Origin of the sequence: Paenarthrobacter sp. RAF54_2 (assembly GCF_052113945.1) — a bacterium.
Taxonomy (GTDB): domain Bacteria; phylum Actinomycetota; class Actinomycetes; order Actinomycetales; family Micrococcaceae; genus Arthrobacter.
This window is the reverse complement of sequence record NZ_JBFRDV010000003.1, coordinates 36,107-62,628: the sequence shown is the minus strand read 5'-3', so window position 1 is coordinate 62,628 and position 26,522 is coordinate 36,107. Positions and strand designations below refer to the sequence as shown.

The window sequence follows — 26,522 nt, the reverse complement described above, 5'->3', positions numbered from 1 at the left end:
AAATTGATTTATCTGATGAGATATGCAGGGGAAAGCACGACATACCGGTCCCACGTCAGCACACTCGCAGGAGCCGATATAGACCGTCAACAATGGCACTGCGCACTGCTTGCCAAGTGATACCTTTCCTCATCCAGGGAAGATCCAGCTCATCCTTGCACCGAACACGAATGGCATGTAAGTAGATACTGGCATCCAGCTCCTGTCGACTAGGCTGAGATCCCTCAACGACTTCACACCTCTGGCATCCAAGGCCGCTCAGCATATCCACCCCGCGGCGAATCATGCTGACCAAGCCTGGTGGACTCATGAACGGGTGTGAACAGGAAGGCGTCAGACCCAGGCCCGACAGAAACATGCAACGAATTCCAACGGCGCATGGACCGGCTCCTAACTGAGCTTCGGACACAAGCCGCAGACATCGAGCACCTACAAACGCTCAATGAGGAACTGGAAGTAAAAACCAACCTCCTCCACAACGAAGTCTCGCGGCTCAAGCGGGCTCAACGAACGAACATTCAGGAACTGGCACATGTAGCGGCCGCACTCGTGTCTCTGTCAAAGGTGAAAGGCATGCCCCTGGACGCCACTACGGTGGGCATCCTTCGTCGCCGTGGCTGGCTTCCGTCACGAGGTCGTACCAGAGCTGCACAGCCATGACCATGTCCATGGCCAGGCTCTCCGCGCAGTCTGGCCTGAAGTACCTCTTCAAGTCGACCATGATGGACGACATCGACCGCACTCCCCCGGACACCGTCTCCTATTACATGAAGTCTGGAACGCCGCAGGGCCGTTGGCTCGGCAGCGGGCTGAATGGTATTGATCGGTCCGCAGGCGACAAGGTCACCGAATCGGACGCCAAGGCCATCTTCGAGCAAGCGGCCCACCCAGACACGGGAGCCACCCTCGGACGTCCCCACGGGGAGCCGACAGTCGTCCAACGAAGACAGGGACTCCCCGAAACCAGGCACGCCGTAGCAGGATTCGACCTAACGTTCAGTGTTCCTAAGTCCGTCTCGGCCCTGTGGGCCCTCAGCACGCGGCACGTCCAAGATCAGATTTTGCAGGCCCACCATGAGGCGGTGCAGGAATCCCTGCACTGGCTTGAGCAACTGGTCATCCACACCAGAGCTGGTAGAAACGGAATAGCCCGTGTCGGTACCCACGGCGCGATCGCTGCCGCCTTCGACCATTGGGAGTCCCGCTCCGGGGATCCGCAACTCCACACTCATGTGGTGATCGCCAACCGCGTCCAGCGCATCACCGACGACGCGTGGGTCACGCTGGATTCACGGAGTCTGTACAAAGCGGTGGTCGCTGCGAGCGAGCACTACAACGGGCTGCTGTTCGATGCGCTCCACCAAAGTCTCCAAACAGAAACAGATATCCGGATCCCTGCTCAAAGCACCCACAATCTAAGCCAGCAGCTGACCGGCATAGACGACGCCCTCATCCGCGAGTTCTCGAATCGATCCAGACTCATCGACGTCGAGACTGACCGCCTCGTGGCCGAATGGATCGAGGAGCACGGCAGCCGTCCTACGGCCACGACAACCGTCAAATTGCGACAGCAAGCCACCTTGTCCACACGCACCCCGAAGGGCGACGTTGGCGCCCCACTTCACGAGCTATCTGCCAACTGGCGCAAACGAGCAAAAGCTAGAGGCCTGGACCCAGAGGCTGTTGTTGCCGCCACCATCAATCGCTCTCGCCACGCTCCATTCCACAGAGGCGACTTAACCCCTGACTGGATCGACGCCGTCGCACTAGTCACCCGCCAGCGCGTCGCTGCTAAACGTTCCACTTGGAACCGATGGAACCTCATCGCGGAAGGCGAGCGTATTTGTGCCGAAATCCGCTGTGCCACGGCCGTCGACAGGAACGCCCTGATTGACGCTGTCGCGTCAGCGGCCGAGCGTCAATCTGTTCCGTTGAACGGATATCGCTACACCACGCCTCTGGATGCTAAACCTGACCTCCGCTTCGCAAACGGTAGCGTCTTCGAGTTCCACGGCTCGCGGCTCTTTACCGATGAGGCGACGCTTTCGTTTGAGGATGAAATCCTGGCAGCGAGGAACGACGACGGCGGACCCGTCGTGCGAGGCATTGTCACCATGGATGTACTCGCCAGCCACAGAACGAGAGGCGGACTTGAGCTTCACCAAGATCAACGGGCCGCCGCCGCGCAGGTACTGTTGAGCGGAAACCGATTGGATGCGATCGTCGGTCCAGCCGGTACTGGTAAAACAACTGCTCTCGATGCCATCAAGTCAGCTTGGGAGGCCGAATTTGGGACTGGCAGCGTCGTTGGGTTGGCTCCTGCTGCGGCGAGCGCAGAAGTGCTGGCCCACGAACTGGCCATGACAACGGAGAACGTTGCCAAGTGGCTACATGAATCTGTTGGAACCGGAGCAATGCAGCGTGCCGCCTCGTTCTCTGAGGCGGAGAAGCGGCTCGGATCTTTGCCCCACGACAAATTTGCCGGCGCCACACGGCTGGTGCAGGTGGTGGCCAGACTTTGCGCCGAGCAATATCGGTGGCGGTTCCGTCCTCGGCAACTCGTTATCATCGATGAGGCCTCGATGGTATCCACGGCTCAGCTTGCCGGGCTTGTACGCCAAGCACGCGAGAGCGACGCCAAGATCCTCCTGGTTGGGGATCCAGGACAGCTGGATTCTATCGATGCTGGCGGCGTGCTCGGCTGGCTCGATCGGCAAAACAAGACTGCAAGGCTGAGCACCATTTGGCGCTTCAGACAGGCGTGGGAACAGACAGCGTCACTCAGGCTCCGCGATGGAGATAAGTCCGTTCTTATGGACTACGAACGGAATGGGCGCATTCGACATGGAACCTATCTGGACATGCTCGATCGGGCGTACTCCGGGTGGCATGAAGACGTGCTCTCCGGGCGACTCTCGATCCTTATTGCACCCGACAATGACACAGTTGGGATGCTCAACGAACGAGCCCAAGCAGACCGCGTCGTCCAGGGCACTGTCGATGCGGAAAAGACCCTGGCGCTGAGGGACGGCCTCCGTGCTGGCCGAGGGGACATAATCATCGCCCGACGAAACGACAGATCAATCCTTGACGACCATGGAGCCTTCATTCGCAACGGAGCAGTGCTCGAGGTGACCGATGTCGGGACGGGCCAAGTCCGCGCTATCCGAAGGGACACAGGGGCGAGCATCACCTTGGACGCGTCCTACCTTGAGACATCCGTCGAGCTGGGATATGCCACGACCGCTCACCGTTCCCAGGGCCTCACAGTTGATACCGGGCATACGGTGGTCACACCTGGCCGGCTAACCCGTGAACTGCTCTACGTCAGCATGACCCGAGGACGCAGCGCCAACATGGCCTATGTCAGCGAAAACGACCCCGATGAGGAAGAGACACTTGACCCACGGCTCCGATCCACCTGGCGACAAATTCTGGGTGAAGTCCTGGCCGCCGAGGGAGCTGAAAGATCCGCCCACGAAGTGCAGGCAGCTGAACGAGCGCATGCTGACAGTCTCGAAAGGCTGAGCCGAGAGTACGACTACCTTGCCCAAATCGCAGCCGGGCTAGATCTCGCAAGGGTCGTAGCGGAATTGGCTCCCGAAGAGGCCAAGGCGCTGCGGATATCGCCTTCCTGGGGAGCTGCAGTTGCTTCCTGGCGGCGAGCAACGAACGTGAGTCGGACAAGTGCCGACCGCGTTTTGAGAGAGCTGTTCACATCACAGGATGGGGCACGAGATCTGGCGGCAATCGTTCACTCGCGCCTCCGCCGCCTTTCGTCCGGTATGCCACTAGCCTCCTTTGATGCTTTGAACGAGGACCTTGTCGTCGAGCGTGCGGACCTCAACGCAATGCTTACTCAGGTAAAACATCGGATTCATGACCGAATTGAGCTTATTGGCAATGCTGCCCTCTTTGAGGAGCCCGAATGGAAGATGGACCTCCTTGCGCAACTGGGTGCCGACGTCGATCCTTACGAGTGCGCTTCACTAGTTCGGGACGTAGCTGTCTACAGAGATCGGTGGGGTATCGCGGACTCCGATCTGGCCATCGGCACAATCCCGGATGAGTACGAATGGGAACAAAGATTGCAATGGGAAACCCTCCAGCGCACCATCCGAGAAGTTGCCCGCATCCCCGCCATCGATGCCGGCGAATTCGTTGATCAACGTGTCGCTCTTACCAATGTCGGCTGGCAGCTTTAAACTGAAGCAGCAAGCATGAACGCGAACCCAGCCCTGAAGCCCAAGGTGGCAACACCCCTGCTGATCGTTGCGAGCGCAGCGACCATTCTCTTCGCTGCTGTGATGCCCACTCTCGGACCGGGCTCAATTCTGCTTCAATGGATGCTCGTAGCCGTGGCATTGGCAGGCTCGGTAATTATCTTGTTCTGGGTGCATCGCGTGCACAGGCAACGCGGCTGGCAAGCTTCCGCTGACTCTCGGTGGAACGCACTTGAGCGAGCCAAGCGCGATCATGGCACAACAACCGAGATCACAGTGCTGAGTGTCGATGGCCTTCAGCCAACCGGTTCATGGATCACCATCAAGTGGAACCATTTCGATCACGTTCAGCCGGCGTGGATCGAGGCGCTGTCCGAGCCCATATGGCCGGGCTCTGTATTGCTGATCTCGCCTGACCCGGCCCAAGTGCGTCCTGGCAGTCCGTGGCCGGCCACTTACCGCATAACGGGAGACCGCGTATTGGCGTGGGCACCTTTTGTCTGATCAACAAACACCGCTCGTCCCGATCGAAAAAAGAGGCTGGCACCACCGTGCTAGCCTCCCACTTTCAATCCTAGAGTTGTCGCCCTCTCCACGAATCCCGGTCAACCCGCTTGACCTGCCCCGCCGGAAACCACTGCACGTGGTAAACCCTCTGATCGTCCACCCACTCGACCAGGCCGTATGTTCTGGTGTACTTGATGGCTCGTCCATAAATCTCGCTTACGCGCACCAGCGGCTGTTCGTTGGCAGGTAGTTCCATAATCTGGCCATCATCAGGTTTTGGATGCTTATTGTCGGCATCTGTCTGCGCCATCATGCGTGCGAAGGCGTTGGAGTCTTGCTTGGGTCTCATAGAACAAGATTAGAACATATATTCTAATGCTGGTCGGCAGACAAAAGGCGGCCCACGTCTCGGAGCATGAAACGTGGGCCAGAACCTGCAGAGGGCGCGAATCAGATCGTCATGTCATTTACCGGCGCTCCGCCTAAAGGGGACGCCACCACCGGCCCCTTGGTGGTTACGTTGTACGCGGGCCAACCGGTCGCCGTCGTGGCTTGTGGCCCCGAGGCCTCCACGGCGGCCTCAGGCTCAGACACTGCACGGGCGGAGCGCTGATACGTCGCCGTACCGAACCGCAGGTCCGGACCGATCGTGTCAGCGATGATGCGCCTTGCTTCACGTCGTTCACCGTCTTTGTCGTAGGAACGGAACTCAAGTTCCCCCGACACTGTCACAGGGTCACCCTTCTTCAGAGAAGTAGAAGCGTTCTCCGCGAGCATCCGGAACGCAGACACGTTGTGAAAGACCGGTTCGCCGTCCCGCCAGGTGCCATCTGGGTTCTGAATCCGCTGGTTCACGGCAACGCGGAGTTTCGCGTGTGGTGTTCCGGATTCCCCAATAGTCAGTTCGGGATCTGCGACCAGGTTCCCCGCGATAGTGATGGGAATCTTTGTATTCATGATGGTTTACCTTCCTTAGCCGACGGGCCTCTCCCGACGGACACCTGCGCGTTTAGGGACCAGCAATCTCAGGACCGTTCAAGGACGCGGTCGGTCCAGGGACACCCGCGTAGTTCGGACTGGCAGCAACGGATGGGTCAGCACTGGTGGCGGCGAACTTTCCTCCGAAGCCAGGAGGATCCGAGACCGCCAGGATCCCCTTGGTTGCTGCGGTCACCCGTCCAAGCACCGACTTCGCGATGTCGACGCGCGACGTCGGCACCCAGCCTTCTGAGGAGTCGTGCTTCAGGTCCTTCTCCGCGCTGATCACAGCGTCGGCCCAACCAGCCAGATAGGACGCTGACTGCGGTCCTCGATCGATGCCGTGGGCCCGCATGACGGTATAGGCAACTGATTCGGCTTCGACTTCCGCCAGGCCGCGATGGTTCGCGCTGCTTCCATAAAGTCGCCCCAGGCGGTCGTCTGGTCCATGCAAAAGAACGTGGCCGAGTTCGTGGGCAAGAACGGCTACGCGTTCCTCGTCGGTCATCCAAGCGCCAACTTGAATTCGACGAGCATCAAAGTCGGTATAGCCACTGGTGTAGCCCTGTTGGAATCCCGACACCTCAACCCGGAAGCTGTGTTCCTTCGCTACCTCCCGTAGGGAAGTCCACAGATCGCCAACGTCCACGCCAAATTGAGCACCCGCGCGAGGAACCAGCAGCGGTGTGCCCTCCGTTTGTGTGACGTCAAAGACAGCCTGCCCGCGCCAACCCGTGATCACGTTCTTCTTGCCTCTGCTGACAGCATTAACAGGTGCAGTCTGATTCGCTGGCAAGAGCTTGCGCTGCCCGTCGGCCAGAATCAGTTCCTGCATCGATGCTGTCCGGGGCGCGATCACCCAGAGCGCGTGTTCTCCCCGCAGAACCGTTCGCCCATGCCGGGCCCACTCCTTGTAGCCGGCCACCAGAGTCGGCTCTTGGGTACCGCGCTGTGCCATCTGCATCATCAGCAGGGCGATGTTACCCCCGGAGTACCGCCACAGGGTTGCGGAGGCATCGAGCAGAACCTGCCAGCGCATCGGCGAATCAATGGCTTCCTCAAGTGCTGTGTGAAGTCCCTTGGTCAGTTCGGCTATGCGTTCCTCGGGCGACAGGCGAGCGTTCGACGGCGGCGCGGCGGCTTCTTCAGCCCCGTTTGCGTCAGCATTGAGTTCAGATGCAGAGGCCACGACAGCCACCCTTCGTGCTTCTAGACTGCCCCCTGAGGGGATCACCTATTCATGTCGAGCGAACGAAGCAACGGCATGACGGGATCAGCTTCGGGTCTGATGGGTGCCCAGCTTCCAGTCCTCGAATTCCCGGTCTGCGGGAACGATCCTCAGGACCGGTTCCTTGTGGCTCTGCAGGCCGACGCATCCTGCCGTCCGCGTGTGGACCCGCAGACGTTCGACGGCGTGTGGCAACCTTTCGTGGAATGCCAACGGTCCGTAGCCGGCGTCGTCGGCCATATAGGAAGCCATTTCGGCTCGCTGCAGGGCATAGAGCTCGGCCACGATTTCCGTGTGACGCCACCAGCAGTCCGGCACCACCGACGTCGTCAGCTGGTAGGTCGCCACAAACCACCTGACCCACCCAAACAGGCTTTCCCAGGCCCCAACTGCCTGTTCGGGTGCCATGTCACGCCAACGATACGTACCACCCGGGCCACGGGATGGCGGCTGAAATGCCGATCGGAACAGCTCTGCCGTCAATTCGTCGTCGAGTTCCGCAATTGGACCAACTTCAAACTCAGCGTCATCGGATGAGGAGCCCATCAGTCCACCTGTTTTTCTATTGCCTGGTTCTGCCGGTGGCCGGCGGCCAGCTCCCGTTCAGTTTCAATCTTCGAACGGCCCAGTTCGGCTGCATCCTTGCGTTGATGCCAGTCCCGAAGATCCAGGAGGATCGGCCTTGTACGGCGACCGAGCATCAGAGCAGTCCCTACCGGCAGCCTCCGGATCTCGTCCAACCGAATGACTGGGCTCTCCCTGATCTGTTCCCCGTCCTGACGGCCCTGAGATGACCAGGAGCGGGTGTTGAGCACGAGACTCCGCTCTCCCAGTAGGCCAGCCAGCGAGCGCAGGTCAGGCTCGTCCGAACCGCCGCCGAAGATCACTTTGATGATCGCGGAATCCCAGATGGTGGCGGCTTCCTCGATTGACCATCCACTCCGTGCCTGTGAAAGGGACTGCAGAACCACGAGAGTTGAAATGCCGATGCCACCCCCATCAGAGAGCACCACGGGCAGGCCAGGCCACGGAGACAGATTCGCTATTTCGTCGAGGATCAGGGAAAGCGGTGGATCGAGTCGGCCTCCAGGCGAGACAAAAGCCAGCTCTCGCGCAGCGTTATCGATGTCGTCGATCAAGGCCGATAGGTAGGGACCAGCGGCGGCAGCTCCGGAGCGGGTACCAATAAGGTAGAGAGTCCCCCGTTGCCTGATGAAGCTCTTGGGATCAAACTCTTGAGCTTCGTCTTGTGGGTCCAGTGCCGCCAACACCCTCGGAGATGAAAGTGGGGCTACAGCGGCTGAGACCCCAATCCATGAGTTGGAAGTATTCCGTGGGTCGTCTTCCAAGATCCCCATCAGATCTGCCTGCCATCCCAATGCCGCACCGGGACGCCCCAGAATATCCAGCGCCTCTCTGGCCAGCACAGGGCTGGACGACCATCGACGGAAGGCTGCGATGCCCTGCCCTGACAGCGCCGCCGCATGGAGCAGGCACTGCAGCACGATCAGCGAGCGCTTTTGCCACGCGGCGTTCTCGCCTTTCATCTCGGTATCTGCGGTGATAACGAGAGCCCGTCTGGTGGCGATGTCCGGGTCACCGCAACCACGCACCGGCGACCAACGGAGAGTCGATGGCAGGCCCGACATGCCCTGAGGGTCAAAGACAGTCACTGGCCGCCCACCGGACATTCGCGCTCGCATCGTGACCACCAGATTGTCGGCTCGCGTGGATGTTGTAACAACAGCGCCGGGCGCGTCAAGGATCGCGTTGATGACGACATATAGGCCCTTGCCCGACCGAGGAGCTCCCTGAATGACCATCGACTCTTCGGTAGAGACATGGATGGTCACTCCACGGGAGCGCCCAAGTGTCCACGACACATCATGAATGCTCGGCTTGCGGAGGCCGGGCCTAGTGTATTGCCCACGCTTACGAACAGCTCTGGCTCCGAAGTCCCGAAGTATTTCAGCCCGGCCAGCCACCCCGTCCCTGCTCAGGATGTCCTGGCGTAACCACGCTCCGGACTGCTTCCAGGTTCTCCACGCGAGGGCCGCAGCAGCTGCGAGCGCCGCAAGCAATGTGAGAACTACACCCACAATCCACCACATTGCCCGTACGTCTATGGCGCAGCCGCTCGAGGTACCCATAATCCAGTCCTGACGGCCCGTCAATAACCCGATGCCTGCAGCGGGGTTGAAGAACGACGGCGGCCTGCCGCCGCAATGACCAGCGCCAGCAAGGTGAGCGGCTGCTTGGACCAACAGGCAGAACCCCATGTAGCCAGTCAACGTCCACAGTCCGGCCGAGACCAAGGGACTGCTGCTACCCGGTCGCGTCGTCATCACAGGTGCATCCGGTCATCCGTGCCAAAGACTTCCAGCTCATCTGTGGTCACTCTGTTGGCCACGATGAAGGAGCGGTTCCCAACCTTCCAGAGCCCAACGCCCTTTGGAAGGTTCTCGACGTGCTCGCACTCAGCTTCGGTAAGCCCCAGAGCTTCCTTGGTCAGGCGCATGGCGTCATGCTTCTGGCGATAGATGATGCGAGTATCAGCTTCTGTCAGCAACCCCAGGGCCTTCTGACGGTGACCGCTGCTGCTGTCGCCGATCTCGTTGAGGTCAGCCACCTTATGCATGATGAGAAGGTTCGCAATCCCGTATGTCCTCGCGAGCCGCCATTGCTCGCTCATCTTGGCCAGCATGTAGGGATCGGCGAGCATCCGCCACCCTTCGTCGTACACCACAAGCCGCTTACCGCCGTCGGGGTTTGTCACTGCCGCCTCCAGCCACGTGGCGCTACAGGCAGCGGCGAGGGACAACGCCTGCTCGGACGCGCCGATGAGCGCGGACGTATCCATGACCATCATTGGCGCGTCGGCGTCGAAGGCCACTGTGGACGGCGCATCGAACATGCCTTCCAAATCGCCAGAGACTGTGCGCCTCAGCGAGTGACTGACTGCAGCTCCGCCGTCCTTGCCGACAAGGGCGAGCGTTTCTGCGGAAGGACTCAAGAGGCGGTCCAGCACCATAGGAAGGGTCGGCGTCGAATTTTCGGCGGTGGTTTCCATGAGCGCCATGTCGAGAGCGGTGTGCTCAACCGGATGCAACGGCGTGCCCTGACGCATGAGAGACACCAAAGCCACCAGCAGTTGCCGACGCCGCTGCCGGACGACAGCCTTCCACTGGGTGTCCGACAGTGAAGCGGGCCGAGAACCTGCGTCCAGAGGATTCACGCGAGCCGTGCGACCAGGACCCACGGAAATGACCTTACCACCGACGGCCTTGGCCACTGCCACCCATTCGCCCTTGGGATCCGACGCGACAGCCGCTTTCCGTCCCAACGTTATGGAGCGAGCAACCAGCGACTTCCCACACATGGATTTGCCCGTGCCTACCGTGCCAATGACGACGATCGAAGGACCGCTGATGATCCCTTTGTCGTACAGGATCCACGGATCGTAGGAAAAGGCCCCCGAACCAAAGACGTCAGTTCCTATGTAAGTTCCTTCATGGCCAAGTCCTGACTCCGTGATGAAGGGATAGGCCGCCGCGAAGGTCATCGTTGAGGCACGGTGAGGTGCCGGCCGGAGTCTATGCGGACCCCATAGTGACTGCGGTTCCCTGCTCCCCCAATCGCCGACAAGGCGCTCGCGGTCGCCGCGCCGCTCCAAGGCTTCGTCGATCCGCTGGCCGAGTTTGCGCTTCTGTGGCAATGACTCAGCGGTTGTCGCCTTTCTGAGACTCTTGCGTTCGGCGGGAGTGCCCGACGGCGTATAGGTCACCTCTTGGTTCTTGAGGCTCATCGCAATCCCCTTCCCAAGGGCAGTCCTCCCGCAATGAAGGCTGCCCACTGTTGGCCCGCCAGCAATCGAAGTTCGACGAACGCACCGGCCGCTGCGGACTCCAGTTGGTGGCGGTGCCGGGCCAAATCCTCCAAGGACGCTGCGGTTATCGTCACGAAGGCGGTCGGACGAACATCGCCATGCCCGGCTATGATCTCTTCTTCCCGTTGCGCAACTTCTTCTTCCTCGGCTCGCTGCTCCCGTGTCGTCGGACGATCGAACCKGGCGTTGATCCTGCGTCGGGTTTCGTGGGCTTCCTGAGCGGATCGAATGTCCTTGAGGGCTTCCATGGTAGGAACAGCACGAATCACCYGCGTGACCGTATGCCGGAAGTCGCCGACGTAAACCAGCGGGTGCAGGAACCCGGGATGGACCTTCTGGCGAGGCCACTCTGCGACCCAGAAAGTCTGATGGAACCCGGAGTCCGTGCGGAGGTAGGTCCAGTGCTCATCTACGGCCATCGGGCTTGAACTCAGTCGCCGTCTTCCGGTTGGCTGGGCATCCTCCGGCTCGCTGTCATTCTTCACCGAGCCTCGGGAGAGCGTTTCTGGATCAAAGGAACCCCTGAACACTTCAAGTAGCCGGGACTCCGAAAGCCACTCGTCCACCCGCACTCCATGAGTTGCCAAGGATGAGGTGATTGCCTGAACCTCCAAACGCAGAACACGCTCGAGTCCGGCTATGCCGCCGCCCGACTCCTTGATGCGCCTCCTCGATTTGACGGTGTCCACAACAACGGACAACAACACGTCGTGACTCATGGCGGAGCCAGCAGCAGCTATCAAGTCCTGGTAGGCCAACTCACCCCACGAATTGCCACCCGGCCGGCCACCATTTCGCAAGATGGTGTTGTTATAGAAGTCCTGAAGGGCAGACGAAGGATACGGAACCGTGTAATCCTGAACGGCGATTCTTGCTATGTCCGACCGTTGGGCGAGCCCGGCCTGAACACGTGACCATGCCTGGGCCGCCCACGCTTTGTCATCGTCGTCGAGAAGGGCAAATGATCTGGTGGTACAACGCAAGACGACCGTTGCTTCCTTGCCTTGCGGGTCAAGGATAAAGCACTCTCCGCGTCTGGTCGTCTGGAGTTTGAGATTGCCGAGTCCACCTGGCAGCGCAAGCCTCCCCGCTTTGAGCGCTTTTTCGGGGCGTGCGAGGTATTGGGTCTGCCCTAAGATCAATCGCATGAAGAACAGAGTGATGAGACTGACCCAGATGGGATATGGAATGCGAGCGTGCTGAAGCACTCCCATCAGCACGAACAGCAGCCAGATGGGACTCATTGTCGTAAGTCCGACTGGACCGCCAGCCGCGGAGGCAATAATCGCCGTTAGGATGCCGACGGCCAGTAACGCGAGCTGGTACCACTTCAGCCCCATGAAAATGCCGCGACGCTCGTAGCGGGGAAACTTAACGGCCTCAAGTGCCCGGGAATCTTCAGTCATTGGGTTTCTCCGGAGGGAAGTGCCCCTCTGACGCCTTTGGCCTGATGGGCGGCAATTCGGATGACGGCAAAGCGCTGCCAGAACTTCGCATTTCGGGCGCCGGAGCGGTCCTCGGTCGGTTTGCCTTTGGCGGTCTGGCGTCCTGTATCCGCGAAGGTGACGCCGACGCCTGTTTACTCGGCCCGGTTACGAGCTCTCCGCTCACCACGTCCCTCTGCCCAGCGGCGGCGCCTCCGCGAACGGAGTTTGCTCCGTGCGATACCGAAGCGTTTTCACCTGAGGTGGGTATCGGCGTCGTACTCGTGAGGCTGCGCGGCAGAGGCACTGAAGGTGCCAGCACGCGCGTGGGGATGTCCCTGCGACTTGAGGAAATTGGTCGAGCTAGTGACGATCTGCCCAACATTGATGCAATCGTCATGCGGCCACCGAGTTGTCGGCTGAACTGCCGGGAGGCAACGCTGCTGCTGCGAGCAAGGACGTGACCGCCGCCAGCCGTTTGAGCCGCTGCTGCGAGTTCACCCCCGGCAAAGCTCACTAGTCTCAGCGCCATCAATGGGGCTCCGCAGGCGAGAACCATGCCGACAGTGCCGGCTGCCAATCCCGCAAAAGACGTCGAATCCGCGAACAGTTTGATCGCCGCTGCCAGAACTGTCGCGGCCAGCGGTTTCGCCAGCAAAAGCGCGACGACGACTTCGCACCACCGCCCGGCCCAGGCCCTGGACTTCTCCCAGGGCATCATCATGAGGGCGACCGGTGCGACAGCCGCGAGGACGGCGAGGGCGAACGTCCTGAAGATCATCGAGCACATGAGGATGAACGCCAGGATCCACACGACGATGACTGCCATTGCTGTCACTATCGCGCCGCCGACGGCTCCGCCTTGATTGCCCGGCGCCAGGGAGATGACATTCCATTCGCGCTTGGAGCCTGCTGGAGCCCGTTCGAAGCCGAAGAGTCGCATGAACACGACGTAAGGATCAGTTCCCATTGACTCCAGCAGGGCCGCCGACGCCTCGTCGCTGACCTTGGTGAGCTGCCGAACCACGTAGACGGCCGCAGCCACGAGCGGCACTGCCGCCGCTCCCCCGACGAGTCCCCTCAGCAGTCGGCGTGGTTGCTGGCTGATCAGACCGGACAAGAGTTGCAAGATCATCACGACGACGAGTGGCGTCATCATCACGATGACCCACCAGTTCGTCAGGCCGCCGATCGCGGCCCATTGGGAGTCGTCGACATCCGAGACCGTGAAGGCTCCCGTGATGAACCCCCACATCCAAGAGGCGATGTTCTGAAGAACGTTCGCGAAGATGGACGTGATGGAGCCTTGTACGCCGTCGTTAGCTTGTGAAACCAGTCCGCAACCCGGCGGCCACCAACCGTTGAGGTCACACTCGATAGGCATGATCGCAAGCGGCTAAAAACCCAACGGAAAGGCCGTCTGGGACCACAGTATGTAACCGTTAATACCACCGAGAATTGCCGCGACCGGGCCGGTCCACAGCAGGATCACTCCACCGCCAGAGGCAAGCCGCGACGATTGGCTCAATTTGCCGGCCAACAACATCGCAGCTCCGATGATGGCCACGATCGCGATGACGATGAAAGCGCCGACGAGGATGCCGCCGCCGATCTGCTTGAGGGACTCAAGAAAAGGAAAGTTCGCGTTTGGTGTGATCCCAGGATCCACCGCTGCCAGTACCATCTGGTGCTCCATCCAGTCGTCTTCCAATGAAATGAGCTGCTTGGGCTCACGACTTCATGGGTGGGTCGGGAGGGAACGACATGACGGAGGCGACAAACATCGTTATAAGGGCATTCCAGAACCAATGGTGATCAATGTACAGGTCCCCAAAAACGACCAGCCTGGCTTAGGCGAATCGCTCAGGTCTCAAGCCGAGACTACGGTGGGAATCGACTCATGCAGCAACGTCCGCGCTTATCAGCGAACACGCAGGGCAGGTCTGAAACTCCTTCGCCCAGCGACACGATGCTGTCCATTCGTCAGTGTGGCTTACAGCGTTCGGCTCCAAGAAGTGGGCCAATCGTCGGAGCTGAGATGCGTAGTCCTTAATCTGCACCACGCTGGGATAGACGAAGTCCGCGTGGCTGGCTTCGTCCAGTAGATACTCTTTCCTTCGATCAATTGAATCAAGCAACCGAGCCATGGGCTGTTGGGCACTGCGATGCCGCGGTGAGCCACACTCACTGTGGATTTGCTCGATTTCTCTTACTACTCTGGCCACGTCGTCAAAGGCGGCGCCGGCGCCCCTCTTGTCTAATACGTCGTGAGCCGCCATGTACCCCAGACCTAGCGGTCCAAGGACGAGATGGATGTCTTTGACAATCATCTCGAGCGCCTGCCGAAGTTGGTTGCCTGCGGCGCTTCGCAGCCACAGTCTGTTTCCCTCGTCAGGGTGCTGCGATAACAGAGTCTCGACGCGTTCGAGATATTGACGGGCTGATCGGGGTACAACAACAGCTTGCGGCGGGACCACACTGTTATTCACTTCGATGACCAATTGCGAAGTTGTTGGCCACCGGTGGCCATGGTGGCGCCAGAGCTCACGAACAAACTGGTCATCGTGAGTAAGAACAACAACTTGTCTTCCGGTACCAGCGTCATCCGAGAGCAGTCGAGCGATGCCATCTCCAGCCAGCTTATCGCGGGTTAAGTGATCCAACATGTCGGTAGGATCGTCGATGACGACCGGCTGGCCTGGTGATTCGCGCTCTAAGGTTGCCAGATGGGCTGCCAAACCGAGCATGTCCAGTTGCGAGTCAGAAAGCCGTCCAATGGCCTTCACCTTCCCATTTCCGGATACAAACAAGTCCAAGGCGGTTCGGCCAGAAGTTGCTCTCGTCGATACACGAACTCCGGGCGTTCCGTCCGGCGCCAGACGGGCCATCCACTCGTTAATAGGTTTGGCCAGCAGGCTGCACCGATCGCCGATTGTTTGATCCAAGTGCGTTTTGAGCACCGCTGAGGCGGTTTTGTAGGCAGCTGCACGCGTCTTCGACCGCCTAGTTTCCACGACTTTCTGAGCTATCCGGTGGGCATTTAGCATGCGCCACTTAGCTTCTAAGGCGACCGACCGTTCGGATGACGCCACAAGCTCCTGCCGAGCTTCGACTCTTAACTCCTCGCAGCGCATCGCTAAAGCTTCAAGCGTTTGCCGCCACTCCCCCAGATCATTCAACGAATTAAGTAACGAACGCATATCTTCGTTCATCAAAGAGCTCTTGGCTTGGGCTTTTTCTTCCACCAGCCGTTGAGCCGCGGCGCTCCAACGAATAGATCTCTCATAAAGTTCAATGTAGGAAGACTGAAATGCGCGACTTTTCTCGGACGCGGCAAGCTCATCCAGCATCTCAGGTGAGACTGTAGGGATGGTCCACTGCAAACCTTCGATTGGTAAAGCATCCAGCAGGGCCGTTGCCCTCGAATAAACGGCCTTTTGAGCAGCTTGGTATCCCCGGAGTTCAGTTACATCATGCAGCAAGCTCTGAACGTTACTTAGCCGGTCAGAGCTGACCAATCCGTCCTCACAAGCAGGGCACAACTTGTCCGGCTCTGCGGTAGCAAGAAATGCTTCGAGCAAGTCCATTGATTTTGTATCGATGACGGCCCTCGTGGGCTGGGGAGGCGGCTCCGCCAAGTCCTCGGAGCTCTTGATGATTTCTTCCAAAGCGAAGGTCGGGGGGACTTTTGGAAGGGGTGGCAGGGTCCGACCCAGAGTCACGTCCCAAGGACCTTCAGCTGGAGGGTTGCCGCCCGAGTCCGAGTCGAGCACCGATTGGGCATCTTGCACTATACGGGCCTCGAGAAACGATTCCGATGCATCGCAAGGCGTTTCCGCCATCAGACGGACAACATCGCGTTCGAACTCTTGTGGCAGTACCGGTGCTGTCTCAAGCCTCTTAGCCTCATCGCTGAGCCGATCCTGAGCAACAGTCCATTCCTCGGTAATTGCGCTTAACCCGAGGGCGTCTCCCAAGCGAGATGCGCGGTCCGGACCCTTTAGAGCAATAACTTCGCGAAGCCTCCTGCGGGCGATCAGGTGCACGGGCGGCGCGTTTTCCGCGGCTTTGCCCCAAGTTCGCGACCACACCGAGTTGATCGCCGGCGTTCCTCTCGCACTTCTCCAGACAGTGCTGACATTGGCGTCTGGTGCACATGGTTCGCCATCTAGAGTTGCATGCTGAACGTGAAGGTCGTCCCTCATTTCCGACTCTAACTGAGGATATTGAGCCGCCCGGGTTGTCCGCCCAGTTGATAGCAGTTCAATCGCGTCGACGAGACTGGTCTTTCCCGAGCCATTCTGGGCATAGATTATTGTGAGTCCCCGAGATAGCTCAAAGGTTTCCTGTTGACCGAAGGCTCGCACACCCTGGACACTGATTTTCTCAAGCCACCCACGAAATGCGTCCGCACCTTCAACCGAGGGGGCTTGGGCAACGTCCCAGACCGCCTGCCGAATCTCTTCCTTATCTGTCGGCTCCAAGACCTCGACGGCCGACATGATTCTCGTGGCAATGTCGCTACCCGACCTCAACAGATCTCCCCGAAATAGTTGTTTGTTCCACTATCGCGCACGGCCACTGCTTTTTGGGGACGCCACTCGGCAAGTTCATATTTGCTTGTGGTTACAAGCCGCGTGGGTCATTTGTCTTTGCGGCACCGTCTGGCTGGGAACTGGCAGCACCACTAGCAGAAACTCGAGAAATATGGCAATACACCGTGTCCGCTATGTCAGCAGATCGAAGTAGACCGTACCTGGATTCCAATCAATTGGGTGGAGCAGTGTCCCAGCGGAGGGGTTCAGGGCGCTGTACATCATTCCCTCGCCTGCGTAGATGCCGACGTGTCCCCAGTTGTATGGACCCTGAGGGTTCTGGACCACTAGGTCCCCAATTTGAGGATTGTCTGTCATTCGCCCAACGCGCCACTGTTCCACCCGCGGGAGCTCGATTCCCGCTTGGCGATAAATCCACTGAACAAATCCTGAGCAATCCCAGGCCTTGAATGCCGTTCCACCCCAGACATAAGCACCACCCACACCCATCTGTGTGAAACGCAGAATGTCTTGCCGAATTTGAGGCAAGCCCTCTGCGTGGACCGGATCTGGCCGGCCACTCTCCCCTGCGCTGCACTTCGGAAGCGTGGTGACACCCTGAAGCAGATCAACGATCGCTGTCGCCTGTGGTTCCCATCGAGCATAGAGCTCGGGAAACGCTGAAACTTGAACTGCTTGGGCTGCTTGCCCTTTGCTCATGGAAGACCAGCCTGGCACATCCAGCAAACCTCGAGGACTACCTCGATTCGGCCCAGACGGCCCGCCATAGAACGCCCGGGCGTTGTAAGTGACATCCATCAGCTCTGCAACGGTCCCCCAACCCGCCGCTGGTCGTTGTTGTGCAGAGCCTACGGAATCATGGTCACTCCCAACCCCGTCATGAGGGTACTGGAATGAGGCGGGGACGTTGGCGTTGGCGAGCATCCGGAGGGTCGACTCCTGCAACGACATCATGATGGCAATCACCATCGCCTGCCGAGGAACGCCAAGTTGCTTCCCGACGGAAATGTACCCCTGTGCCACAGCAATCTGCCCTGCGGAGAGTCCAACCGCTTGACCATCCGGTCGAGTTCCACTGTTCTCGAGGACGTTTTGGGCGACAGCGCGGCTGTTGGACACACAGCCGACGGGCGACGTCGGCTTATCCCCCGCCAAGGCTATAGCGACAACACTGACGACGACACCTAGGGAAAGCACGATCACGAGAACGACCGCTGTTGCAGCCCGCAAGACTGTTCGGCGTCTAGCTAGCGCCATTAACAAAGCCGGGTGCGGCATCAGTAGACGATCCTGCTGGCGGACGCATAGAAGCCCACCATTTGGCAACGATCAGGCGGCGCGGTCGCTGCCGGCGGACAGTTGGCCATGACACTGACCGGCGCTGTGTATGAATTACTGCTACTGGCGGTCTGATCAACGACCTTGAGTCGAACCGTGCAAACATGAAGGCCCACCCACGGAGCCGGACGTTCGCGGACCTTTACGAGTTCCTTGTCGCATGCCATGGATTCGAACGTTGCTACCCGGTAGGCACCCTTGCCCGCAAGAGAAGCGAAGGATCCCGCATTTATGCCCGTTGCCTCGAACTCCTGTACGAGGACAGACAATGGATTCGATCCGTCAGGGAGGACGAACCACCAGCCCCTAATTCGAGCGTACACATCCGAATAGGACGAACTTCGAGTGTCCCAGCTATAGATGGCCACAGCCGCCGCAGAAGCAAGCGCCCGATAATCGGCAGTCACAGGCGGAACGGACGCAGGCACCTTAGAGAGTGGAGATGACCTCGTTGGTTTCGGTGTAGAAGTCGGGGAAGTGCTCGGTGGAGCCTTTTCGGTTTGAGACTCTGCCGATGGGACGCCCGTCCCTTTTGTAGACGGGGACTCCCACGGTGCGACCAGGACGAGAATGAGGGCGCCTACGATGGCCGCGAATGCTAGACCAAACACCCACCGACGAGTTGTGCGTCCGCGCCGAAGCGATTCAACCACGTTTGCCTCCTAAGCCTGTTCATGGCTTAGCTCGGCAATGAGCAACATGACTCAAATAGCCGAAGTCATGGAACTGCGAATGACTCGCCATGCCGTTTGGTACAGGCGACGGGCCGTGCCGATTTGAACAGCCACATATCGATCAGTCAGTTTGAACTCCTCGGCAACCGCGGCGATGGCAACCTGCCGTTCGACGCCGTGGTGTTCTGGCAGCACGATCGATTCGGCCACTCCCCGCAGCAGCGGACTCGGCAGACAACCAACGGCGTGCGTGCAGAGGCCAGGCATGTCATGCACAGCTTCAGGATCTACATCCAGGGCTTTACTAATTGTCTTTGCGGTCTGCCGAACCGCGGTGACTGCATTCCAGCGACGACGGTCATGCGGCGACGGAGGGGCGTATCGTCGCGGCTCGGTAAGGCTGCCCACGGCGAGGCGCCAAACGGGAGCTGACACCGCGGCCCGAGTCAGCCCAAGAACCATATGCGCCCATTCATGATCGATGATCTCCTCGGCATCGCGGTAATCACGGGACACCACCAATACCGCTAGCTGCTGAACAACCTCCGGACCGTCACCATCGCTTGGATCTATTAGCAGCGGCAGCGTCTTGTGGCCAAGTTCCCGACGGACGTGCGCGGCACAGACATTTCCCGTGACGCCTTGCACCCAGGCCTCGAATGGAACTCCAGGGATCTGCCGGTAGCTGCCGCGTGCTACCCCGTCCCAAACGGCCATCCTGATGTCCTGTATGACATCGTCCACATCGCACGAGCGGCCGATCCGGGCCAAGTGCGAGATGACGTACCGACGCACGCCTTCAACTGCTCCCATCATTTGGTCGATGGGTACTGTCAGGGTGGGTGTCACCGGCCTCAGCAGCGAAATGTCCACCGGGGATGGGGTTGAGTTCTCTATTTCAGCGTTGCCCGCCAGGTGTTCCAGGCTCATGGCTCTCACCGCTTCGACTAACGGATTCGAATATCTCCAGCGCCACCAGATGTGGCGAATCAACGTGGCTAGTAGCGATCTGACCACAACACAAGCTTCTAACAAATATTGTCAAAGATAATTAAAGTATCGTCAAGACTCCAGTTCTTACTTTTTCCATGTTGTTCAGCAAGAATGGAGGCATGCCACGGATCACGCAGCCTCACGACGACGCCTGGTCGCCCGACGTTGAAGACGCAGTGGCCACGTTCGGGAACCGCTCCCGGAATGAGATTCTGAGATTCCTGACGGCAAATGGTCCTGCGTCCAGAGGGGACATCGTCGCAGCAGTCAGCGCCGGCGAGCCCAGCGTCGCCAAACACCTCATCGCACTTGAACAGGTCGGCGCCGTTGAGGTCGACGTGGAAGCCGGACGGCGCCACGGTCGTTCTCCTCGCTACTCAGCGAATTCTGCCCGCATCAAGGAGTTACTGGACGCTCATCTTCGGTATGTCTTGGAGGAGTAGCTGCGGCCCGCTCACCATTCGGATGCAAGCTGATGTCCTTGTTTAGATACTCGGAGATGGCGCGCAGCGTTTCCGGCGAGACGTCACCGAGCGTCCTAACTGCGAAGGATTTCACCCGAGCTGCCCTAAGTGACTTCACGAACTCCAACTGCGAATCGATGCGCTCCGGGATGTCACCTTCCACGCCGTTCAGCAAATAGGAGGGATCGACGTCGAACATCTCGCAGATAGCGGCGAGCAGCTTCGGATCACTAACCAGGCGTCCCGTGCCGTCTTTCATGTAGAACCATCTGGCTCTGGAGATCTTGATTCCTCGAGCGCGGAGCCCGGCCTCAATCTCCCGGAAAGTGACGGGTGAACCCCTCTCGGCTACAACGACATCGAGCAGCAGGTTTAGCCGGCGGGCGAGGGCGGCCTGCGGTGACAACGCGCCGTCGCGGCTAAGGTCTTTTGCCGGCATGCTCCACCCTTTCGACTGCCTCGTTCGATGAGAAATGATGCTGCGTTGCCATCAGTATTCCGCGAGCGCCCTGGCTAGACAATCCACTACACATTCAATCTGTTCCACGGCTCATCTGAGGCGTATCCTGTTGCTGTAGACCCGTCTACAGCAAGCATCCTCCACAATCCTGAGCCGTGGTTTGAATGTCGACCTACATCTTGATGAACCGAACACGGAGCCAGATCCTTCGCTTCCTTATCAGAAGCGGGCCATCTTCCCCCTGCGTCTTGGCTTCAGGGCTTCAAGCATCTCAAGCAACTGTTCGGCATCATCTCTTCATCCTTGAGTCGGCTGGTTACGTTCAGGCTTTGGCTGACGAGCGCTACTCCGCCCACGCCTCGCTCGTCGAGTGCCAGCTCATCGACCTAGCGGCCCAGTACTCAGTACAAATGCCTCCTACAACTGCGCCGCCGCTTGCTCAGGACTAGCGCCGGCCAACGGGAGACTGTAGAACCAGTCCTCGACTGATCGCTCCCACTTTTCGGCGTCGACATTCCACTCCAGAGAGTGGCCCTGAGCTTCAAACTCCACCAACTTGATGAGGTCTGGCCTCAGGCTGGCAGCATTCCTTGATGCTTCGAAGGGTGTTGTGTCGTCCTTCACCCCATGGAGCACGAGGATCGGTTTGTTCAATTCAGTTGCGCGCGCCAACCAATCCAGGGAATCGAGACGTATCGGCTCAGCAAGGCCAGTCACCCACCGGAGCGCCTTGGATCGAAGAATGGTAAAGCCCAGGTGCACAAGTGGCAGAGGTAGTCCGGCCGCCTTGGCGTTCGCTGCAAGGGTCGTTCGCCAGTCGAAGACTGGCGCGTCGAGAACCATCCCGACTACTCGCGATGAATTCGGCGACAGGGCCGCTGCTTGAAGGGCCATGGCAGCGCCGAGTGACCACCCAAAAAGGACAATACGTTCAGCGCCATTGGAAATGGCGTAGTTGATCCCGGCTTCGACGTCGCGCCACTCGCCTTGGCCGAGACTGTACCGGCCATCGTACGACGGCGGGGCGTCGCCGTCGTTGCGGAACGAGACTACCAGCGACGTCAGCCCCATACGTCCTGCGACTGGTATGCCGCGAAGAGTGCCTGCCCGCTTACCGCCCATGCCGTGGATATGGATAGCCCATGTTCCGGGAGTTGCGACAGTAGCGGACGGGTCAAATCTCCACGCTGGGGCGACACCGTTATCAACTGGAATCTCAACGTCTTGGTAGGGCAGGCCAAGTTGGCCAGGTTTCGAGTAGACATACCCGCTCCAGATACCGGCCGTGGCTTGTTTGAGGTCGCCCGAGTCCACTCGCTCAACCGCTCGGGTTACGGTGTTCCGGTCGCGGTTAGACTCGACGATCCGTCCTAAGCACGCGTGACCTGTTCCCTGATCGAACCAAAAGCTGTACCGCCCATGCGCTCGAGTTTGTTCAGTAGCCGGAAGTTCGATTTCGAGAGAACCGTCTACCCTAGTGTGCACTGCACGAAGGTCCAATCCCTCACGACGGCTGTATTTCGGGACTACAACCTGACGAGCAAAGTACATTGCACCGGCCACGCCGGTAAGCAGAGCAGCGGATGCAGCAAGAAGTCCAATCTTCAAAACCCTATGGCTGATTGCTCTCCGCATCGTTCACCCCTTCTGCTCTCGTCCGTTCGTCGATTACTTGGCGGAGCCTCATCAGCGTATCGGGAGAGATCCCTTGCAACTGACGAGCGGCAAAGTTCCTTACACGGGACTCACGCAGGGTACGGAGAAGTTCCAGTTGAGCGTCCACAAGTTTGGGTATTTCCCCGGCATCATCGAGGAGGTAGTCACGGTCCACGCCGAAGAATTCAGCAAGATTACGGAGCAGCACAGGATCATTTGCTAGCGAGCTATCCCCGCTGCGCATGTAGGCCCAGCGGGAACGGGAAAGTGGAGTTCCACGCTGACTCATATGCCGATTGATTTCGGGGTAGGTCAATGCCTCCGATCCCTCGGCCTCGTAGAGGTCAAGAAGGAGGTTGAGCTTTCGCGCCAATCTGGTCTGAGGGGTTTCGGAGGAACTGGCATCATCCGTCATATCGCCTGTTCCCGCTTCCGTCTACGAGCTGGAACTTGGCGCACGAAAGGTCCCGCCAGATAGTTCTCAGCAGCGTTCAAGACATTGAGCTCATGGATGTCCAAGGAGCTGCCCAAACTGGGCTCAACTAACAGTGCGTCCTGTACTTCAACAAGCATTCTATGGAGCCTTTGAGCCCGGTCCAGTCGGCTGATCATTTCGGTGTCTCGCACGAGCCGTACGTCTTGCCGCTTCTTTGTCGTCTTTTCCCAGATCTTTGTCAGACCACTGACTAACTCCTCCTCGGTCACGGAGTCCCTGTGGCGGAGAACTCGGCGCGCTAAGGGCGGGATCGCCAGACCCACGCAAAGGAAGGCCATGGCCGCAACGACTGCCGCATCATAGATAGGCGAGACCGCACGCATAGCATCCAGGCGCCCCTGCAAATGCAGAATATCCATGACCAGCACGAGCAGTACGAGGAGAACGGCAAAGCTACAGCCAACCCCGATGCAGGTAAATGCCGTGCGGAAGTAGGGTCTCAACATGTCGCCGCGAAACCGGAAACACGTAAAACCGGTAACGCTAACCACGTAGCCGATGTATCCAAACTGGATGGATGAGTAGAGGGCAGCAGACCACTGGTCACCGTACTCCACCATGAACCGAGTAGAACTGCCATGGGTGACGATGGCGCTGAAGCTGGCTGCAAGGCCCACGATCACCGCGGACAGGAGAATAATGCCGACCCTATCTCCCTTCTCGACCGCCTCTTCCGGCGTTGCCGCCCGGATGATTGCTCTCGAGAGAAAGTAGATCCCAACGACCATTGAGACATTGGCCGACAGGTCAACGAAGTTACGGCCGCCCAGAACCGAATCGGTGACATCGTAGACCTGATCGATGTTTAACGTCAGGGCTACTGAAATCGTGATGGCCGCCGTTAGCACGCTGTGATCGCGCCGTCTCCGTAGGCCAGACAGGAGGCAAACGACGAGTAGCCAAATTAAGCCAGCAGCCACAATCTGAATCATTCGAAAACCCTCTCGAAGGACCTTGGCTCCCTTGCACTATTCCTGATCGCTGATGCGAAGAGATCCGCTAGCGACTCCGCTGCGGCCTCCAGCTCATCGGTGAAACTGCTCCTGGCTAAGACACGAGAAACAAGACCCACCGGAAGGTTCGGGAAGAGAACTCCTATGTAGTCGGCCGAAACGACAAGTTCGTCATGTCTCAAGACCATGTGCCCGAGTTCGTGCAGGACGAACTGTTGCCGGTGCAGCCCAGACGGACTGACGGCGTGCAAGATGATTTCGACTTCGTCCGTGGAAAGCCACAATCCACAGACAGAACCGCCGTTAAGCACTCCGGCAGCTTCAATCTGAATTGGACGATGCCGGACAGCCTCGACAATTTTCACCAGGCGTTCCAAGTTCAGGTGAGTCGGAAGCGCCAAAGAATCGAAGGCACTCGCTGCGCGTTCGGCAGGCGATTGTTGTGAAGGATATGGATTCTTGTTCATCAGCATCCCCAGTGATGCGTGTCCTTAGGTTCTCTGGTCGCCGCAGGCCACGGCCTTGACCCACTCTGACAGGAACCCTCACATCCATTGAACTCTCCGGCTCTGGACATGTCCAGAGCGAGTGGTAGGTGAATCGAGGCTGAATCCACCGTGACCATCGAGACACGGATCGACGAGCGCTCGGTCCTCCTCGCGCGTCCTGATTCTTAGAACTGAAACACTCCGCTGGGACACACCCCGTCGAAACTAAGTCTGACCGAACCTTTCAGTTCGGTGTGAAGTGCCGAGCGTGGTGGCCACTCGATAATGAAGAACCGGCTGCGGCGAACACCCACCAAAAAGTAAGGACAAGTGCACCGCAATTAAGTCGAGGTAGATATTTTCAGAGGTCCGCATTTACGTTAAGCATCCTTGTCCGGAGTTGTTTGCCCGTCCGCTTGCCTACCCAGCTGAACAGATCGTTCGGGTTCGCCCGCGTCCGAAAGTTCTTGATCGTCGCTAGGCATTCGGTCAGACTTTCAGTCCTGCGATCGATTGAGTCCCCGAGCGGTGTTGGCAGCTTGGTTGATCATCTTGATCGCCTCTGCCGACAAACTTGCACCATTAGCGAGCTTGGCGGCATCAGCTATGTTTTTGGCGTCTTGGGCGGGAAGCCTTGATATGTCGCCTAACGCTCTGGAGGCCTGATCAGAGAGCCTTCCCAACCCATGCACAGCAGCACTTCTAATGGCCTTGTACCTGGACGCCTCGGTTGGCCATCCGAGGGACGGTTCGGTGGGCCATGCGGAATCGAACATTGGGAACCCAGCTGCTTCGATCAAGGCCCAGAGTCCTCGGTCCGGGTCATCGGGTAGGGCCTCTAATCGAGACACCTGCACTTCCACGGGTTCTCCTTGTTTTGTTAAGGTTACTGTCCCCGTCGCAAGCAGAGGTTTTTCGATAAACGAAGAAGTCATCAGCTCGGTTGGATCTCCATCGACGGCCACAATGTTTGCATCCACTTCGACAGAAAAGTTCGCAGTCCAACGGTCGTTCCCCCTGCCCGCTGCATCAGAGAACCCCCAAGCGCGACTGCGGGGCCGAACCCAGTTCACAAGACAATGCGAATATCGTGGATTCAGTGCGGCAGCCTTTGCCGAAACCTTGAACCCCGAGTGGTCCCAGCGCATGCTCGCCTGGTCAGTCAACAGGCCTTCGAGGGCTTCAAGGTTGATTGCAGCTACCAGATCCCTAAGATCGTGTGCGGGAATAGCGCCGTGAAGGGCAGCGATGTGTGCTTCTAACGCACGAAGGCTTGTTGCGTACTTGACCCTCCCGGCCAGCCCTCGATTAACCAGTTCTTCGAGCAAGTGAGGGTGGAGAGGTCGCGGAAGCTGCGGGACGTCTGCGCCCAGGTCGTTCTTCTTCATGGACGCTGAAGGGTCCCCGAAATCTTGATCATTGTTGCTCACAAACCAGACCTCATGGTCCGGCTCCCTGGTTGCGACGTCGAGTACTGTCAACCAAATCAGGGTGTCTCTATACCCGTCCTTTCTGCCCTTTGTATAAGGGGCTATCTCTTTGGAAGCTCGTTCTGCCACCTCAAGATGCCCAACCGCTGGTGTCGGCGCGGCTTCGATGCCCAGTTCAGCCATCCGGGCAACCAATACTTCTTCATAACCATCAATGCGGTCCTGGATGTTTTGGCTGAGCGATTGCTGTTCTTTCTGCAGTCCGAGTTCAGCAACGCGAAGCTTGTCAAGGGTCGATTGTTGGTCGGACCACTTCCTGGTCACAACTGTGACTGTCTCCATCTGAACGACTTCCGGGACCAAGACTTCGACTTGCCAGTCTTTCTGGTGACCCGTAAGTGAGATCCATTCGGCTCTGTCAAGCAAAGGGGTGTCATACAAAATGTTCGTGTCCACAACGATGGAAATCATGTTCTAAGTATCCGTGACGCACTCGTCCGTTACGACTTTTAGGACAAGGCGAAACGAGCTGATGAGGCCGCATCCATACCGGGGGGTCATGCACCTAGCGGGGTGCAACACCCCCGATTGAGCACCAACATTTCACTCAAATAGTTGCCCCTTACGGGCTGCATCCATCCACCCGTAGCGCCGCGAAGAACCCGTCATTTAGCGCCGAAAGTCACACACCGGCGAATAGCTGGGCAGATCAATTTGTGATGCGCGTTGAGCCTTCTGATTACCGAATCATTCAGGACGAAAAAATGC

At 58.7% G+C, this 26,522-nt stretch carries 24 protein-coding genes; 5 read left to right on the top strand and 19 right to left on the bottom strand.

The genetic code is table 11. The features are described 5' to 3' along the window. The first annotated feature begins 378 nt into the window (after positions 1-378). From AB4Y87_RS03150 to AB4Y87_RS03140, 3 genes are read left to right on the top strand one after another with little or no spacing between them, the layout of a single operon-like run. Entirely contained in the window at positions 379-660 is a 282-nt protein-coding gene (locus AB4Y87_RS03150; protein ID WP_442003029.1) for a hypothetical protein, read from the top strand. Continuing rightward, on the top strand, positions 657-4,205 hold the full coding sequence (gene mobF / locus AB4Y87_RS03145; RefSeq protein ID WP_442003028.1) for a MobF family relaxase: 3,549 nt from the start codon (positions 657-659) through the stop codon (positions 4,203-4,205). The genes AB4Y87_RS03150 and mobF overlap by 4 nt, the downstream gene beginning before the upstream one ends. 15 nt (positions 4,206-4,220) lie before the next feature. Beyond that, positions 4,221-4,727, top strand: coding sequence for a hypothetical protein (locus tag AB4Y87_RS03140; protein WP_442003027.1), 507 nt, complete (start codon positions 4,221-4,223; stop codon positions 4,725-4,727). Positions 4,728-4,797: 70 nt separating this feature from the next. Here the strand turns inward: AB4Y87_RS03140 and AB4Y87_RS03135 are convergent, their stop codons facing one another. The 13 genes from AB4Y87_RS03135 to AB4Y87_RS03075 form a co-directional block, all read right to left on the bottom strand. Next, entirely contained in the window at positions 4,798-5,079 is a 282-nt protein-coding gene (locus tag AB4Y87_RS03135) for a hypothetical protein (RefSeq protein WP_431119931.1), read from the bottom strand. A gap of 101 nt (positions 5,080-5,180) precedes the next feature. Next, a complete protein-coding gene (locus tag AB4Y87_RS03130; protein WP_442003026.1) occupies positions 5,181-5,687 on the bottom strand; it encodes a single-stranded DNA-binding protein in 507 nt (168 codons plus the stop codon). 52 nt (positions 5,688-5,739) lie between these two features. Further along, positions 5,740-6,897 carry an ArdC-like ssDNA-binding domain-containing protein gene (locus AB4Y87_RS03125; protein ID WP_442003025.1) on the bottom strand — a complete coding sequence of 386 codons (1,158 nt, stop codon included), beginning with the start codon at positions 6,895-6,897 and terminating at the stop codon, positions 5,740-5,742. Between the two features lie 84 nt (positions 6,898-6,981). Next, positions 6,982-7,482 carry a hypothetical protein gene (locus AB4Y87_RS03120; RefSeq protein ID WP_442003024.1) on the bottom strand — a complete coding sequence of 167 codons (501 nt, stop codon included), beginning with the start codon at positions 7,480-7,482 and terminating at the stop codon, positions 6,982-6,984. Further along, positions 7,482-9,281, bottom strand: a complete 1,800-nt coding sequence (locus tag AB4Y87_RS03115; protein ID WP_442003023.1) for a type IV secretory system conjugative DNA transfer family protein — start codon at positions 9,279-9,281, stop codon at positions 7,482-7,484. Before AB4Y87_RS03115 ends, AB4Y87_RS03120 begins: the two co-directional genes overlap by 1 nt. Continuing rightward, entirely contained in the window at positions 9,281-10,741 is a 1,461-nt protein-coding gene (locus AB4Y87_RS03110; protein ID WP_442003022.1) for an ATP-binding protein, read from the bottom strand. Before AB4Y87_RS03110 ends, AB4Y87_RS03115 begins: the two co-directional genes overlap by 1 nt. Then, on the bottom strand, positions 10,738-12,228 hold the full coding sequence (locus AB4Y87_RS03105; RefSeq protein ID WP_442003021.1) for an SCO6880 family protein: 1,491 nt from the start codon (positions 12,226-12,228) through the stop codon (positions 10,738-10,740). The genes AB4Y87_RS03110 and AB4Y87_RS03105 overlap by 4 nt, the downstream gene beginning before the upstream one ends. Further along, positions 12,221-13,630 (bottom strand): type IV secretion system protein, encoded by a 1,410-nt coding sequence (locus tag AB4Y87_RS03100; protein ID WP_442003020.1) that lies wholly within the window; start codon positions 13,628-13,630, stop codon positions 12,221-12,223. Before AB4Y87_RS03100 ends, AB4Y87_RS03105 begins: the two co-directional genes overlap by 8 nt. Before the next feature lie 12 nt (positions 13,631-13,642). Then, complete coding sequence (locus tag AB4Y87_RS03095; protein ID WP_091551245.1) at positions 13,643-13,957, bottom strand: hypothetical protein; 315 nt, start codon at positions 13,955-13,957, stop codon at positions 13,643-13,645. A 187-nt stretch (positions 13,958-14,144) separates the two neighbouring features. After that, complete coding sequence (locus AB4Y87_RS03090; protein WP_442003019.1) at positions 14,145-16,748, bottom strand: AAA family ATPase; 2,604 nt, start codon at positions 16,746-16,748, stop codon at positions 14,145-14,147. 225 nt (positions 16,749-16,973) lie between these two features. Then, the gene (locus AB4Y87_RS03085; RefSeq protein WP_442003018.1) at positions 16,974-18,059 is read right to left on the bottom strand and encodes a C40 family peptidase; all 1,086 of its coding nucleotides are present in this window, start codon (positions 18,057-18,059) and stop codon (positions 16,974-16,976) included. Between the two features lie 20 nt (positions 18,060-18,079). Beyond that, positions 18,080-18,409, bottom strand: a complete 330-nt coding sequence (locus tag AB4Y87_RS03080) for a hypothetical protein (protein WP_442003017.1) — start codon at positions 18,407-18,409, stop codon at positions 18,080-18,082. A 435-nt stretch (positions 18,410-18,844) separates the two neighbouring features. Continuing rightward, positions 18,845-19,744, bottom strand: a complete 900-nt coding sequence (locus AB4Y87_RS03075) for a sigma factor (protein ID WP_442003016.1) — start codon at positions 19,742-19,744, stop codon at positions 18,845-18,847. 182 nt (positions 19,745-19,926) lie between these two features. On the opposite strand from AB4Y87_RS03075, the gene AB4Y87_RS03070 reads away from it, so the two are divergent. Next, positions 19,927-20,250, top strand: coding sequence for an ArsR/SmtB family transcription factor (locus AB4Y87_RS03070; RefSeq protein WP_442003015.1), 324 nt, complete (start codon positions 19,927-19,929; stop codon positions 20,248-20,250). Here the strand turns inward: AB4Y87_RS03070 and AB4Y87_RS03065 are convergent. Further along, complete coding sequence (locus AB4Y87_RS03065) at positions 20,204-20,710, bottom strand: hypothetical protein (protein ID WP_442003014.1); 507 nt, start codon at positions 20,708-20,710, stop codon at positions 20,204-20,206. The two genes, AB4Y87_RS03070 and AB4Y87_RS03065, sit on opposite strands and share 47 nt — an antisense overlap. A gap of 185 nt (positions 20,711-20,895) precedes the next feature. On the opposite strand from AB4Y87_RS03065, the gene AB4Y87_RS03060 reads away from it, so the two are divergent. Next, positions 20,896-21,180, top strand: a complete 285-nt coding sequence (locus AB4Y87_RS03060) for a winged helix-turn-helix domain-containing protein (protein WP_442003013.1) — start codon at positions 20,896-20,898, stop codon at positions 21,178-21,180. Here the strand turns inward: AB4Y87_RS03060 and AB4Y87_RS03055 are convergent. The 5 genes from AB4Y87_RS03055 to AB4Y87_RS03035 all read right to left on the bottom strand — a co-directional run bounded on the left by AB4Y87_RS03055 (position 21,149) and on the right by AB4Y87_RS03035 (position 26,225). Beyond that, positions 21,149-22,045 (bottom strand): alpha/beta hydrolase family protein, encoded by an 897-nt coding sequence (locus AB4Y87_RS03055; protein ID WP_442003012.1) that lies wholly within the window; start codon positions 22,043-22,045, stop codon positions 21,149-21,151. The two genes, AB4Y87_RS03060 and AB4Y87_RS03055, sit on opposite strands and share 32 nt — an antisense overlap. A gap of 298 nt (positions 22,046-22,343) precedes the next feature. After that, positions 22,344-22,802 (bottom strand): hypothetical protein, encoded by a 459-nt coding sequence (locus tag AB4Y87_RS03050; RefSeq protein WP_442003011.1) that lies wholly within the window; start codon positions 22,800-22,802, stop codon positions 22,344-22,346. Beyond that, complete coding sequence (locus tag AB4Y87_RS03045) at positions 22,799-23,815, bottom strand: hypothetical protein (RefSeq protein ID WP_442003010.1); 1,017 nt, start codon at positions 23,813-23,815, stop codon at positions 22,799-22,801. Before AB4Y87_RS03045 ends, AB4Y87_RS03050 begins: the two co-directional genes overlap by 4 nt. Further along, entirely contained in the window at positions 23,812-24,303 is a 492-nt protein-coding gene (locus tag AB4Y87_RS03040) for a hypothetical protein (protein ID WP_442003009.1), read from the bottom strand. Before AB4Y87_RS03040 ends, AB4Y87_RS03045 begins: the two co-directional genes overlap by 4 nt. A gap of 518 nt (positions 24,304-24,821) precedes the next feature. Next, positions 24,822-26,225 (bottom strand): PIN domain-containing protein, encoded by a 1,404-nt coding sequence (locus tag AB4Y87_RS03035; protein ID WP_442003008.1) that lies wholly within the window; start codon positions 26,223-26,225, stop codon positions 24,822-24,824. Between the last annotated feature and the right edge of the window lie 297 nt (positions 26,226-26,522).

Bases quoted from the DNA above. Each gene is read 5' to 3' on its own strand.
- AB4Y87_RS03065 (WP_442003014.1), bottom strand. From the start codon at position 20,710: ATGCCGGCAAAAGACCTTAGCCGCGACGGCGCGTTGTCACCGCAGGCC.
- AB4Y87_RS03110 (WP_442003022.1), bottom strand. From the start codon at position 10,741: ATGAGCCTCAAGAACCAAGAGGTGACCTATACGCCGTCGGGCACTCCC.
- AB4Y87_RS03050 (WP_442003011.1), bottom strand. From the start codon at position 22,802: ATGACGGATGATGCCAGTTCCTCCGAAACCCCTCAGACCAGATTGGCG.
- AB4Y87_RS03120 (WP_442003024.1), bottom strand. From the start codon at position 7,482: ATGGGCTCCTCATCCGATGACGCTGAGTTTGAAGTTGGTCCAATTGCG.
- AB4Y87_RS03100 (WP_442003020.1), bottom strand. From the start codon at position 13,630: ATGCCTATCGAGTGTGACCTCAACGGTTGGTGGCCGCCGGGTTGCGGA.
- AB4Y87_RS03045 (WP_442003010.1), bottom strand. From the start codon at position 23,815: ATGATTCAGATTGTGGCTGCTGGCTTAATTTGGCTACTCGTCGTTTGC.
- AB4Y87_RS03085 (WP_442003018.1), bottom strand. From the start codon at position 18,059: ATGGCGCTAGCTAGACGCCGAACAGTCTTGCGGGCTGCAACAGCGGTC.
- AB4Y87_RS03070 (WP_442003015.1), top strand. From the start codon at position 19,927: ATGCCACGGATCACGCAGCCTCACGACGACGCCTGGTCGCCCGACGTT.
- AB4Y87_RS03060 (WP_442003013.1), top strand. From the start codon at position 20,896: ATGTCGACCTACATCTTGATGAACCGAACACGGAGCCAGATCCTTCGC.
- AB4Y87_RS03135 (WP_431119931.1), bottom strand. From the start codon at position 5,079: ATGAGACCCAAGCAAGACTCCAACGCCTTCGCACGCATGATGGCGCAG.
- AB4Y87_RS03115 (WP_442003023.1), bottom strand. From the start codon at position 9,281: ATGACGACGCGACCGGGTAGCAGCAGTCCCTTGGTCTCGGCCGGACTG.
- AB4Y87_RS03040 (WP_442003009.1), bottom strand. From the start codon at position 24,303: ATGAACAAGAATCCATATCCTTCACAACAATCGCCTGCCGAACGCGCA.
- AB4Y87_RS03130 (WP_442003026.1), bottom strand. From the start codon at position 5,687: ATGAATACAAAGATTCCCATCACTATCGCGGGGAACCTGGTCGCAGAT.
- AB4Y87_RS03140 (WP_442003027.1), top strand. From the start codon at position 4,221: ATGAACGCGAACCCAGCCCTGAAGCCCAAGGTGGCAACACCCCTGCTG.
- AB4Y87_RS03150 (WP_442003029.1), top strand. From the start codon at position 379: ATGGACCGGCTCCTAACTGAGCTTCGGACACAAGCCGCAGACATCGAG.
- AB4Y87_RS03075 (WP_442003016.1), bottom strand. From the start codon at position 19,744: ATGAGCCTGGAACACCTGGCGGGCAACGCTGAAATAGAGAACTCAACC.
- mobF (WP_442003028.1), top strand. From the start codon at position 657: ATGACCATGTCCATGGCCAGGCTCTCCGCGCAGTCTGGCCTGAAGTAC.
- AB4Y87_RS03035 (WP_442003008.1), bottom strand. From the start codon at position 26,225: ATGATTTCCATCGTTGTGGACACGAACATTTTGTATGACACCCCTTTG.
- AB4Y87_RS03090 (WP_442003019.1), bottom strand. From the start codon at position 16,748: ATGTCGGCCGTCGAGGTCTTGGAGCCGACAGATAAGGAAGAGATTCGG.